Raw genomic sequence first — 12038 nt, 5'->3', positions numbered from 1 at the left:
CGCTATGGAAGAGCGCATATACTTTAGCGAAGACGAAGATCTCAAGGCGCGCAGCCGTTATCTGCGCGGCACGATAGAGGAAAGCCTGGCCGATCCCGCCACTGGCGCCGTATCGCCGGAAGATGCCAAGCTGCTCAAGTTCCACGGCACCTATCTGCAGGATGACCGGGACCTCCGCAATGAGCGCCAGCGGCAGAAGCTGGAGCCGGCCTACGGGTTCATGGTCCGGGTGCGTATGCCGGGCGGCGTGTGCACGCCCGGGCAATGGCTGCAACTGGATGAGTTGGCCCGCCGCTACGGCCAAGGTTCGCTGCGCATCACGACCCGCCAGACGTTCCAGTTCCATGGCGTGGTGAAACGCCATCTGAAGGCGACCATCGCCGGCATCAACCATGCCTTGCTCAATACCATCGCGGCGTGCGGGGACGTCAACCGCAACGTGGTCTGCCACAACAATCCCTATCTGTCTCCGCTACACGGCGAACTCTACGACTGGAGCAGGCGTCTCAGCACGCATCTGCTGCCGAAGACGCGGGCCTACCATGAAATCTGGCTGGATGAAGAGCGCGTGGCCGGCACGCCGGCCGAGGAAGAACCACTGTACGGCAGGCACTATCTGCCGCGCAAGTTCAAGATCGGTATCGCGCTGCTGCCGCACAACGATATCGATGTTTACGCCCAGGACCTAGGGTTCATCGCCATCGCCGACCGCGATACGCTGCTCGGTTTCAACATCGCCGTGGGCGGCGGCATGGGCATGAGCCATAACGAGCCGTCAACCTATCCGCGGCTGGGTGAAGTCATCGGTTTTTGCCGGCCCGACCGGCTCCTGGACGTCGCCGAAAAGGTACTCGGGGTGCAGCGCGATTTCGGCGATCGAAGCAATCGCAAGCATGCCCGACTGAAGTACACCCTGGATGACCGGGGTACGGACTGGTTCAAGGCCGAATTGGAAACTCGGCTCGGTTGGGCGCTCGAAGCGGCGCGTCCATTCCGCTTCGAAAGCACCGGCGACCGTTTCGGATGGATACGGGACGGCCGGGGACATTGGCACTTAACACTGGGGATCCTCAGTGGGCGTTTGAGAGACACGCCCGAAACCTCGTGGCTGACCGGATTGCGCGAAATCGCCGCCATTCACGAGGGCGATTTTCGTCTGACCGCCAATCAGAACCTGATCATTGCGAGGATCAGCGACGCCGCCAGACCCAAGATCGACGCCTTGCTCGACCGGTATCGGATACCCGACGCCGAGCGGTGGAGCGGTTTGCGCCGGAACGCCCTGTCATGCGTGGCCTTGCCCACTTGCGGACTGGCCATGGCCGAGAGCGAGCGCTGGCTGCCGACGCTGCTGGCGCGGCTGGAGCCGTTGTTCAAGAACGCCGGATTGGAGAAAGACGCCATTACGCTCAGGGTCACCGGCTGTCCCAACGGCTGCGCGCGGCCGCATCTCGGCGAAATCGGATTGGTCGGCAAGAGCCTCGGAAGGTACAACCTCTACCTGGGTGCGGGTTTCGACGGCAGCCGCTTGAATGCGCTGTATCGGGAAGGGTTGTCGGAAGACGAAATCGTGGAGGTGCTGAGTCCCATGATCGCGCACTACGCACGCGAGCGGCGAACGGCAGAATCTTTCGGCGATTTCGTGATTCGCGCCGGATATGTCTCCGAAGCCGGGCGTGGACGCGAATTTCAGCAGCGGCGCTGAATGGCCGGAGCCGCAAGTTGCCATGGGTTTTTGTCTCGTTCGAAACCGCGAAGCGTACTTGTATTTGTAACATCGGTTGACCTTTGGGCAAAAATTTGATTCTCTACCTGATCGTTTGTTATCGATAGTCAATTCATTTTCGATGGGCTTTCGGACACATTGACTTCGGAAGCCGCGGCCTTTCCACTTTTTGCTTCACATTTCTTCTCATGGACGAAGCAGGCAACAGAACCGAGTCCATCTTCCGCGGGATTACGGAGCATACGCCGTATGCGCAGGTGCTGGTCGACCATGACGGCCGGATCGTTCTCGTCAACGCGTATTTGGAGAGATTGTTCGGCTATTCGAGGGACGAACTGCTCGGACGGTCGATCGAGATTCTCATTCCCGAACGGTTCAGAAGCAGGCACGTGGCATTCCGCCAAAGCTTTTCCGAGCATCCCGAGCAAAAGCCCATGGGCATGGGACGGGATCTCTGCGGGCGGCGCAAGAACGGCGAGGAAGTTCCCGTCGAAATCGCCCTCAGCCCGATGCGGGTCGAAGATAGCAGCTATGTATTGGCCGCCGTCGCCGACATCAGCGAGCGTAAACGGGCCGAAGCCATCCTCCGGCGGAGCGAAGCGCGTCTGAATCTGGCTTTGAGCGCCGCAAATGCGGGAACCTGGGATTGGGATATGCTTGAGGATAAAGTGACGTGGTCGGAGGGCTCATATCGCCTGCTGGGACTCAAGGCCGGGGAATGCGAACCATCGGCCCGGAATTGGCTCGCCAGAGTGCATCCCGACGACCGGGAGACCGTGAAGGACACCGTGGATTCGGTGATCAAGCGCTTCATGGCCCAAGGGGAGCAGGATGCGTTCAATCTGGAATACCGTATCGTGCACACCGACGGCAGCGTTCGGTGGGTTTACGACCAGGGCCAGATTCTGTACGGTCAGGACGGCCGTCCCGTTCGCATGATCGGCATCATGCTCGATGTGACCGAACGTAAGCTGGCGGAGGAGCAACTCGCAGCGCAAACCCGGGAGTTGGCGCGCTCCAATGCGGAACTTCAGGAATTCGCTTATGTTGCTTCCCATGATCTGCAGGAGCCGTTGCGGGCGGTGGCGGGTTGCGTGGAAATCATTCGGCGACGGTATCAGGGCCAGCTCGATGCACGAGCGGACGAGGTAATTTCCCATGCGGTGGACGGCGCCGCGCGCATGCAAACGCTTATCAGCGATCTTTTGGCGTATTCGCGTATCGGATCCCGGGAACATCACTTCGAGCCGACCGATTGCCAGGCGGTCTTGAACACGGTTCTGGCCAATCTTGAAGTTCCCATCAGAGAAAGCGGGGCCGAGATCAGCCATGACCCGATCCCCACTATTTTCGCGGATCGTGGTCAACTCACCCAGTTGTTTCAGAATTTGATCTGTAACGCCGTCAAATTTCGCGGCGATCGAAAACCGCTGATTCACGTGGGTGCAGAGAGGCGCGACAGGGAGTGGGTTTTCTCCGTCAGCGACAACGGGATCGGCATCGCGCCTGATTATTTCGAACGTATTTTCAGGATATTTCAGCGACTGCATGGACGGAACGAATATGCGGGCACCGGCATCGGGCTTGCCATCTGCAAGCGAGTCGTGGAGCGGCACGGTGGGCGCATCTGGGTGAAATCCGAGCCGGGCCGGGGCACCACCTTCTTCTTTACCGTTCCAACCGATATAAGAGCAATCCGATGAAGCCCGTCAACATCCTGCTGGTCGAAGACAGTCCCACCGATGTGCTTCTCACTCAAGAAGCGCTCGAAACTGCAAAGCTGCTCACCGAGCTTTTCATCGTGGAAGACGGCGTCGAAGCGATCTCGTTTCTCCGCCGAGCCGGGAAATATAGCGACGCGCCGCGTCCGGACCTCATTCTTCTCGATCTCAATCTGCCGAAGAAGGACGGCCGCGAAGTTCTCGCCGAAATCAAGAACGACGAGGGGTTAAGAATGATCCCGGTGGTCGTGATGACGGTTTCCCGAGCAGAGGAGGATATTCTTCGGGCCTACGGATTGCATGCTAATTGTTACATCACCAAACCGGTCCATTTCGACAGTTTTGTCCGAGTGGTTCAGGCCATCGAGAATTTCTGGTTTACGGTGGTAAGTCTTCCCACGCGGTAGTTTACCTATGCAGCAGCACTACCATGTCCTCCTGGTGGAGGACAGCCCGAGCGATGCTTTCCTGGTCGAAGATGCCTTGAGCCAGGTCGGCGTGGTGTGTTTCGAGCTGGAGCGGGCGACTCGGCTCAGCGAAGCGAAAGAGATGCTGAGTGGGCAGCGGTTCGATGTGATTCTTCTGGATCTCAATTTACCCGATGCCGAAGGCATCGAAACACTGTTGCGAATCCGCGACCTGGCGAGTTCCGTTCCGATCGTCGTCTTCACCGGCCTGGACAACGAGGCCGTCGGATTTCGGCTGATCCAGGAAGGCGCTCAGGACTATGTCATCAAGGGGCAGTTTCAGGGCAATCTGCTGATTCGGTCCATCCGCTATGCCATAGAGCGCAAGCGGATCGAGGAGGAACTGAAAGAAGCCGACCGGCGCAAGGATGAGTTCCTGGCCATGCTTTCTCACGAACTGCGCAATCCGCTTGCTCCCATCCGTAATGCGGTCGAAGTTTTGAAACAACCGAACCTGACGCCGTTTCACGTGGAGTGGGTGAGGGGTATCATCGACCGCCAGCTGAGCCAGCTTACGCGATTGGTCGACGATCTGCTGGACATTTCGCGACTAACCTGCGGCAAGGTAACGCTCAAGCGCCAATCCCTGGAACTCACGACGACCATTTTTCATGCCGTCGAAGCCAGCCGTCCGCTCATCGATGCCTGCGAACACGAATTGTGCCTGCAATTGCCGTCCACGCGACTTTGGGTGAAAGCCGATTTTGCTCGTTTGACACAGGTATTTTCCAATCTTCTGGATAACGCAGCGAAATATACGGACGTGGGCGGCGTCATCCGGCTGTTGGTCGATGTGGAGGGTAAAGAAGCCGTGATACGCGTCCAGGACAACGGCATGGGGATTTCGCCTTCCAGTCTTCCACATATCTTCGATTTATTCACCCAGGAGCCGCGCTCGCTCGATCGGGCCCAAGGCGGCCTGGGGATCGGTCTGAGCTTGGTCAAGCGATTGGTAGAGATGCATGACGGAGTCGTGGAAGCTTATAGTGCGGGCACCGGCACGGGCAGCGAATTCGTAGTGAGATTGCCGCTATTGGATGGGAATTCATCCGGAGAGATGCCGCCGCCGGAGCTGGCCGAAGGTCCCGACGAATCCGCCAATGGGAGCGACCCGAGCCTCGAACCTGTTTCCAAACCGCTGAATCGCAAGTCTTTCAAAGCGTTTCTCCAGTATTCCAGCCGGATTTGCTGGACGAGGATGCCCGGTACCAATCGCTGATCCAGGGGCCGGGTCCCGTTCCCGGAGTTCCCCGGAAACCCTTCGGCAAGCTCGGGACAGGTTCTTCGACGGCTTCAGATTGAGCGGCCTACCGGCTCGGGCTGTAAGTAAATCCCGGAAAGTTTCGCGGAACGCGCGTGCAACACGTCGGCAAAGGATTGCCGACCTACGAAGGCTTGAGTCGATCTACCCTGGCCGATGGGGCGCCAACGATTTCCGCCAAACCTCTTTTGCTGTATGAGCGAGATGAAAACGCTCTAGGCGGCTGCCTGCGGCGAATAGAACCTCACGGTGTTGCGCCCGGCGTGCTTGGCCCGGTAGAGCGCCTGATCCGCGCGGTGAAGCAGGTCGTTCTCGTTGACCGTCTGGTTCGTCGAAACCGCGACGCCGATGCTTATCGTGACCGGTGATGGCAGCTTCAGTGTCTCGATCTGATGTTTTTCGACGTCGCTTCGCAGCCTTTCGCTCAAGGTTTTCGCAACCGCCGTATCGGTATTGGGCGCGATTACGATAAATTCTTCCCCGCCCAGTCGACAAACGACATCGGTGGATCGCAACATGGAGCGAATGACCTTCGCCGTGTGGATCAGGACCTGGTCGCCCGCCTGGTGCCCGAAAAAATCGTTGATCTTCTTGAAGTGGTCCAGGTCGAGAAGCATTATGGTCAGCGGTCTTCCCGTGCGCCTCCATACGGACCATTCCTCGTCCAGTCTGGCGAATGCGTAGCGGCGATTGGGAACCTTGGTCAATGAGTCGGTCATGGCCATGACTTCCATCTTCCGCTTGGCGATCGCCAGTTCGCGCGCATATCGGCTGATCTCGTGACGCTCGCGGGCCATTTCCTCCTGCAATTGGATGATGCGCTGTCCGCCGCGTACCCGAGCGATCAGTACCCTGTCGTGAACCGGCGTAACGATAAAATCATCGGCTCCGGCGTCGAAAGCTTTTACCAGGAGCTCGTCGTCCGGCGCGGACGTCATAACGATCAGATAGATCTGGCGTCCGAGTTCGGAGGCTCTAAGCGCTTTGCAGAACTGAATTCCGCTGATCGGGCATTTGTCGGAGACGGCGAGGATAAGCTGCGGCTTTTCGGTAACGGCGAGTTGTATGGCCTTATCGGTATCGTCCGCCATGAGCACCTGATGGCCATCGGCAGTCAACAAGTTTTCAAGCTCGCTGACCTTTTTGAAGCCGGTATTCAGCAAGATGATTTTGACGCCGGCGGGTTTCGGATCGACCGCGGCCTGGTCCGCCTCGGCCGGCTTTATCAGGGGCAGGTCGCCGACCGGAATACTCAGAAAGCGGCTGGATATACGCCATTGTTGGGCGACCTGGTCCCAAAGCTCCTCCAGATCGGGCTCGTCCAGCCCGAGCGTCTGTGCCATGGCGACGATTTGCGGAAGCAGCGCGCTTCGGACGTCCGTATCGGCATCGCAGCATCGGCCGAGCAAAGTCGCGAGCCGTAATTGCGCGGCGAAACGTTCGGCCCGGGTGCTTTCCGATGCCAGCGGTGTTGCGTCCGAATATTTAAGCGCCAGCGCTTCCAGCATGACGGACGGAAAGCCCCACTCCTGCAATAACCCGAGCGTGATCCGGCGATGGTCTATGGAAAACCGTGCCTGTTCGCATGCGATCAGAGCATCGTCGTCCTCGGCGTTGCATTCGGACAGGCATTGCGCATACTCGTCCGGGTATACGCTTGCCAGAGCCAGTTGTCCGATTTCGGACAAAAGGGCGCAGGTAAACGCCTCCTCCGGAGCGAAGATGCGGTCGCGTGTCGCTATGGCTTGGATCGACAGGGCGCGCGCCAAAGAATCGGCCCAGAAAGCGCGATAATCGAACGATCCGCAAGCGCCTCTCAGATTCCCCTGTATCACCGAAAGGCTGAGCGCGAATTGACGCACGGTATTCGTGCCCAGAAGGCTGATCGCATCGAGTACGGCTACAACCGGGCGGCGCGCACCGATATGCGCGGAGTTGGCGAATTGGATGATTCTGCCGGTCAAAGCCGGATCTATTTGCACGAGCTGAGCGATTTCCTGCGCGCTCGCATCTTTTCTTTGGGTAAGGCGCATGATTTCGAGTGCAACACCGAATGGGGAAGGCAGTTTCCCTGTAGTCTTCAGTTCTTCGAAGCGATTTTCCTGGGGTCTAAACATGCTTGTCGATTAATTCCGATTCCGCGTTGCCTGAAGACTCCGACAAGAATTTTTTTGATTCGGACTTCCTGTGGTCTCGACGGACGCGGGCGGAATCCGTGAACTCGGCGACTCTACACTAAAATGGAGACGCTCCAAAGGTAAGTTTAGCGTCCCGGTGTTGAATTGCAGTTAATAATTTGGGACTCGGTCGGTGGCGAGCCCTATCCGAGTAGCGTTCGCGACCGGCGGGAGCCAGGCGGGAAAGCGCGCCTTCCGCTCCGGATCGGAAGGCGCGAGGGGGAATTTCTTCGTCGATCCTTCGAAAGGATACGCCCGGCGGACGGTGGCTTCAGGCTGTGCGCCGCAGATCTTTCGGCAGTGAAAATACCACCTTTTCTTCGATGCCCCGGTTTTCCATAACCGTCCGCCCGCCCCACTCCTTGAGCTTGGCGATGACTTTGGTCACGAGAATTTCCGGAGCCGATGCGCCGGCGGTCACGCCGATTTTGCGAGCGCCTTCTATCCAGGAGCGCTGAAGCTGCTCGGCATTATCGATCAGGTACGCCGAACGCCCGAGCTTCTCGGCGATTTCTCTTAATCTGTTGGAATTGGAGCTATTCGGGGATCCGACCACCAGAATGGTTTCGCACTCGGAGGCGAGTTTTTTGACTGCATCCTGGCGATTCTGCGTGGCGTAGCAGATGTCGTCCTTCTTCGGGCCGATGATGTTCGGGAATCGCTTTCTCAAGGCATCGACGACGGCTTCGGTGTCGTCGATGGATAGGGTCGTCTGTGTGACATAAGCCAGATTTTCCGGGTTCTTGACCTGCAGCGTGTCCACGTCTTCCGGCGATTCCACGAAATAGATGCCGCCCTCCGAATTGACGTACTGTCCCATGGTTCCTTCCACCTCGGGATGGCCCGCATGGCCGATGAAAATGAGTTCCCGGCCTTCGTTCGCGTGCTGATGAACTTCGATGTGAACCTTGGTGACCAGCGGACAGGTGGCGTCGAATACCTGGAGCCCGCGCTGCTGCGCTTCCTCCTGGATGGCCTTGGACACGCCGTGCGCGCTGAAAATCACGGTGGATTTTTCCGGTACTTCCGAAAGTTCTTCCACGAACACTGCTCCCCGGTCGCGCAGCCCGTCTACCACATAGCGATTATGGACAACTTCGTGCCTTACGTAAATCGGGGCTCCGAAAACCTCGATGGCACGTTCGACGATTTCGATGGCGCGGTCGACGCCGGCGCAAAAGCCGCGGGGATTGGCGAGAATGATTTCCATGGGCGCGTGGGTAATTTCTGACTATGAGGGTGGGAGATTCTGACATTTTAGGCCGGCCGAATCAATGTGGCAGACGTGCCGCAAGAAGTCCACGAATTTTGCCGGGTGGATTCGCCCCAGAGGGGGGCAGCAGGCTTGGCGCGGATAAGGGACGTGAAATCCGGGGCGATTCGAGGCTTGGAGTCTCTGAATTCCGCTGCGCGTCATACAGGCTATCCGCTCAACATCCGGTCATCTGAAAAGTTCTACCGGATCGAGCTCGACTTCCGGTACGCGCAAAGACTGGATTCGCTGGCCCGGCCCGTATCGGCGCAGGTGGCGGTAGCCGTCCGGCGACGGTTCTCGGTAGACCTCGACGGTTTCTCCCGGGAGATCGATCAACCACACTTCGGGGATGCCGTGGCGCGCATTAAGCGGTACTTTGACAGTGCGGTCGTAGGTGAGCGAAGTGTCCGCCACTTCGATCAGCAGATGAACATCTTCCGGACCCGGGTGGGCGTCGAGGTAACTCCGGTTCGATACGACGGCGAGATCCGGCTGCGGTTCGGATTGGCCCTGGAGACGGATCGGGCCCGCACTCTTACGACCGCGGTGCTTCCCTTGATAAAAAGCCTGGCCAATCGGCTGACGGATTCCGCGTGTCGAGTTTCGATCGGCGCCATATCGATGATCTCTCCCTCGATGAGTTCCAATCGATCGTCTTCCGAGAAAATTCCGGCGTTTCCCATGCGGTGGTATTCGTCGACCGTGACGCGATGGCGCCGCGGGAATTCATGGGCATTAACATTCATGAAGTATCCTCTGTCGTGAACGATAACCGCGAATTCTGCACTTTCCTGCCGCTGTAACAAGCATAGCTCGGATGAGCCGAAGCAAAATCCGGGACGATTCGTAGGTATACTGCGGACAAAGATATCACCGCGGCAACGGTGGCGGCGGGCGTTGAGGTTGCCACAGGATCTCCGCCCCGCCATTCTGCCTTGCCAGAAGCCGCGCGATTACGAACAGCAAGTCGGAAAGGCGGTTGACATAGGCAAGGGCGAACGGGGCCACGGGCTCCGTTTTTCCGAGCGAGACCAAAACCCGCTCGGCCCGGCGGCACACGGTACGGGCGACATGACAGTGCGCCGCGGGCGGATTTCCGCCGGGTAGTACGAAATTCTGCAACCAGGGCAGTTGATCGTTGAAATGATCCAGCCATTGTTCCAGCCAGTCGACATGGCCTTGGTCCACAGAACTGCGTCCTGGCACGCAGAGGTCTCCGCCGAGGTCGAACAGGACTTGCTGGATTTCGGTGAGGCAATCGCCCACCTGCGATACCGGCGCATATGCCAATACCAGCCCGATATGGCTATTGAGTTCGTCCAGCAGGCCGTACGCTTCGACTCTAAGTGAGTCCTTTTCTACCCGGGTGCCGTTGCCCAGTCCCGTGGTTCCGCGGTCGCCGGTCCTTGTATAGATTCTGGAAAGTCTGTGTCCCATGGTCAGACTAAGCGATCCTCGGCCACGACGATACCGTCTTCGTCCGCATAAACGTAGTAGCCGGTCCTGAAATTGATGCCCGCGAAAGTGACCAGTGTGTCGCGGTCGCCGCCGCTCTTCTTGTGGCTTTGCAAGGGATGGGTGTGCAGCGCCCGGATGCCGATCGGCAGCCGGTTGACTTCCAGCGAATCGCGGATACAGCCATAGACGATGATCCCTTGCCAGCCATTGTCGCAAGCGAGCTTGGCCAGATTGCCCCCGAGCAGCGCGCAACGGTGGGAACCGCCGCCGTCGACCACGAGAACCCGGTCCTCCACCTTTTCTTCGAGAACCGTCCGAAGCAGGACATTATCCTCGAAAATCTTGAGCGTCGTGACGCAGCCGCTGAACGCGCTATTGCCGCCGAAACGGCGGAATATCGGTTCGGCGATCTGCAAATGATGAGTGCCGGAGTATCGATCGCAAAGATCGGGGGTCGTGAACATCATGGGCAGTCTCCGCACTTTGATTTAGGAGGCGTTATGATACCCGACCCCGCTTTACGGGGGGCGGATTTAAAGAAGCTCTGAATAAGCCCTCTCTCCCAGAGAGGGCTTATTCAGAGCTTCCTTAACGAGTTGCCGGATTCGGAAGCTTACAGATACCGGGCAATCAATCCGTTGCGGCAATCGCCGACCGGAACCGGAATGCGCACGTTATAGCCGCCGCCGGGCGCTTCCAGCATGGGCTTGCCGTGTTCGTCTTCCATGTGCTGCAACACGATATCGCGGTTGCCGCGCGGTAAAATCAGCTCCAGCCGGTCGCCCACGGCAAACTTGTTTTTTACCAGGACGGCCGCCAATCCGGAGGCTTCGTCGAAATCCTCGATTTCCCCCACGAACTGCTGTTGATGGCTTTCCGAGTGGCCGCGCATGTAGTTTTGATAATCCTTTGAATGATGGCGCACGTAAAAGCCGTCGGTGTATCCTCGCTGGGCCAGGTTCTCCAGCACGCCGAGCAGGGCAGGATCGAATTTCCGTCCGGCCAGGGCGTCGTCGATCGCTTGCCTATAGACTTGGGCGGTTCGGGCCACGTAATAATAAGATTTGGTGCGGCCCTCGATCTTGAGGCTGTCGACGCCCAGTTCGACCAGGCGCTGGACATGTTCCACGGCGCGCAGGTCCTTGGAGTTCAGGATATAAGTGCCATGCTCGTCTTCCAAAACCGGCATGAGCTCGCCCGGCCGTGTTTCTTCCTCGAGGAAATAGACCTGATCGGCCAAAGGGTGGCGGGGTTGATCCCCGCAGGCGGAGAGATTTTGATTGAGCTCGGCCAGCGACAGGGTAAGTTGTCCCGGCACGTAATCGCCCTCGGCGTTCTCCTCGGCGGGCGCCAGATCGTACTTCCAGCGGCAGGCATTGGTGCAGGTGCCCTGATTCGGGTCGCGGTGATTGAAATAGCCGGAGAGCAGACAGCGGCCCGAGTAGGCGATGCATAGCGCGCCGTGCACGAAGACTTCCAGTTCCATGTCGGGACACTGCTGCCGGATTGCTCCGATTTCATCCAGGGAAAGTTCGCGCGACAGAATGATCCGCTTGATCCCGACCGATTGCCAAAAACGTACTGCCGCATAGTTCAGCGTGTTGGCCTGCACCGAAAGGTGGATAGGCAGGTTCGGCCAGGCCTCGCGAGCCAGCATGATCAAGCCCGGATCGGCCATGATGAGAGCGTCCGGCCGCATCGTAACGATCGGCGTCAAATCCTTGATGAAGGTCTTGACCTTGGCATTGTGGGGTAGCACGTTGGTCGCGAGGTAAAACGATTTGCCGTGTTGATGGGCTTCGGCGATGCCGGCAGCGAGATTCTTTTCCAGGAAATCGTTATTCCGCACGCGCAGGCTGTAGCGAGGGAGGCCGGCGTACACGGCGTCGGCACCGTAAGCAAAGGCATAACGCATGTTCTTGAGGGTGCCTGCCGGGGACAGCAATTCGACTTTTTGCATGGCACAAAACATG

Annotated in this window: 11 protein-coding genes; 4 read left to right on the top strand and 7 right to left on the bottom strand. The window is 58.4% G+C overall.

Translation table 11 applies throughout. The features are described from left to right. Nucleotides 1–4: 4 nt before the first annotated feature. The 4 genes from cysI to sS8_RS10795 all read left to right on the top strand — a co-directional run bounded on the left by cysI (nucleotide 5) and on the right by sS8_RS10795 (nucleotide 5133). The gene (gene cysI, locus sS8_RS10810; RefSeq protein ID WP_119629655.1) at nucleotides 5–1705 is read left to right on the top strand and encodes an assimilatory sulfite reductase (NADPH) hemoprotein subunit; all 1701 of its coding nucleotides are present in this window, start codon (nucleotides 5–7) and stop codon (nucleotides 1703–1705) included. A gap of 209 nt (nucleotides 1706–1914) precedes the next feature. Then, nucleotides 1915–3429: a sensor histidine kinase gene (locus sS8_RS10805; RefSeq protein ID WP_119629654.1), complete on the top strand. Its 1515-nt coding sequence runs from the start codon at nucleotides 1915–1917 to the stop codon at nucleotides 3427–3429. Continuing rightward, nucleotides 3426–3854 carry a response regulator gene (locus sS8_RS10800; protein ID WP_119629653.1) on the top strand — a complete coding sequence of 143 codons (429 nt, stop codon included), beginning with the start codon at nucleotides 3426–3428 and terminating at the stop codon, nucleotides 3852–3854. Before sS8_RS10805 ends, sS8_RS10800 begins: the two co-directional genes overlap by 4 nt. Before the next feature lie 7 nt (nucleotides 3855–3861). Further along, a complete protein-coding gene (locus sS8_RS10795) occupies nucleotides 3862–5133 on the top strand; it encodes a sensor histidine kinase (protein ID WP_119629652.1) in 1272 nt (423 codons plus the stop codon). Between the two features lie 257 nt (nucleotides 5134–5390). Here sS8_RS10795 and sS8_RS10790 read toward each other — a convergent pair whose 3' ends face one another. From sS8_RS10790 to trhP, 7 genes are all read right to left on the bottom strand, one after another. Continuing rightward, nucleotides 5391–7292: a GGDEF domain-containing response regulator gene (locus tag sS8_RS10790; protein ID WP_119629651.1), complete on the bottom strand. Its 1902-nt coding sequence runs from the start codon at nucleotides 7290–7292 to the stop codon at nucleotides 5391–5393. A 331-nt stretch (nucleotides 7293–7623) separates the two neighbouring features. After that, nucleotides 7624–8562 (bottom strand): 4-hydroxy-3-methylbut-2-enyl diphosphate reductase, encoded by a 939-nt coding sequence (gene ispH, locus sS8_RS10785; RefSeq protein ID WP_119629650.1) that lies wholly within the window; start codon nucleotides 8560–8562, stop codon nucleotides 7624–7626. Between the two features lie 231 nt (nucleotides 8563–8793). Further along, on the bottom strand, nucleotides 8794–9129 hold the full coding sequence (locus sS8_RS29135; protein ID WP_269461507.1) for a Uma2 family endonuclease: 336 nt from the start codon (nucleotides 9127–9129) through the stop codon (nucleotides 8794–8796). After that, on the bottom strand, nucleotides 9027–9353 hold the full coding sequence (locus sS8_RS29540) for a Uma2 family endonuclease (protein ID WP_197716735.1): 327 nt from the start codon (nucleotides 9351–9353) through the stop codon (nucleotides 9027–9029). The genes sS8_RS29135 and sS8_RS29540 overlap by 103 nt, the downstream gene beginning before the upstream one ends. Before the next feature lie 124 nt (nucleotides 9354–9477). Then, nucleotides 9478–10044: a cob(I)yrinic acid a,c-diamide adenosyltransferase gene (locus sS8_RS10775; RefSeq protein WP_119629649.1), complete on the bottom strand. Its 567-nt coding sequence runs from the start codon at nucleotides 10042–10044 to the stop codon at nucleotides 9478–9480. Nucleotides 10045–10046: 2 nt separating this feature from the next. Further along, nucleotides 10047–10532 (bottom strand): ribonuclease E activity regulator RraA, encoded by a 486-nt coding sequence (gene rraA / locus sS8_RS10770; RefSeq protein WP_119629648.1) that lies wholly within the window; start codon nucleotides 10530–10532, stop codon nucleotides 10047–10049. A gap of 146 nt (nucleotides 10533–10678) precedes the next feature. Beyond that, a complete protein-coding gene (gene trhP / locus sS8_RS10765; RefSeq protein WP_119629647.1) occupies nucleotides 10679–12025 on the bottom strand; it encodes a prephenate-dependent tRNA uridine(34) hydroxylase TrhP in 1347 nt (448 codons plus the stop codon). Nucleotides 12026–12038: the final 13 nt, after the last annotated feature.

Origin of the sequence: Methylocaldum marinum, from assembly GCF_003584645.1 — a bacterium.
Classification (GTDB): Bacteria; Pseudomonadota; Gammaproteobacteria; order Methylococcales; family Methylococcaceae; genus Methylocaldum; species Methylocaldum marinum.
Note: the sequence above shows the minus strand (reverse complement) of the source record. Positions and strands in the feature narration are given on the sequence as shown.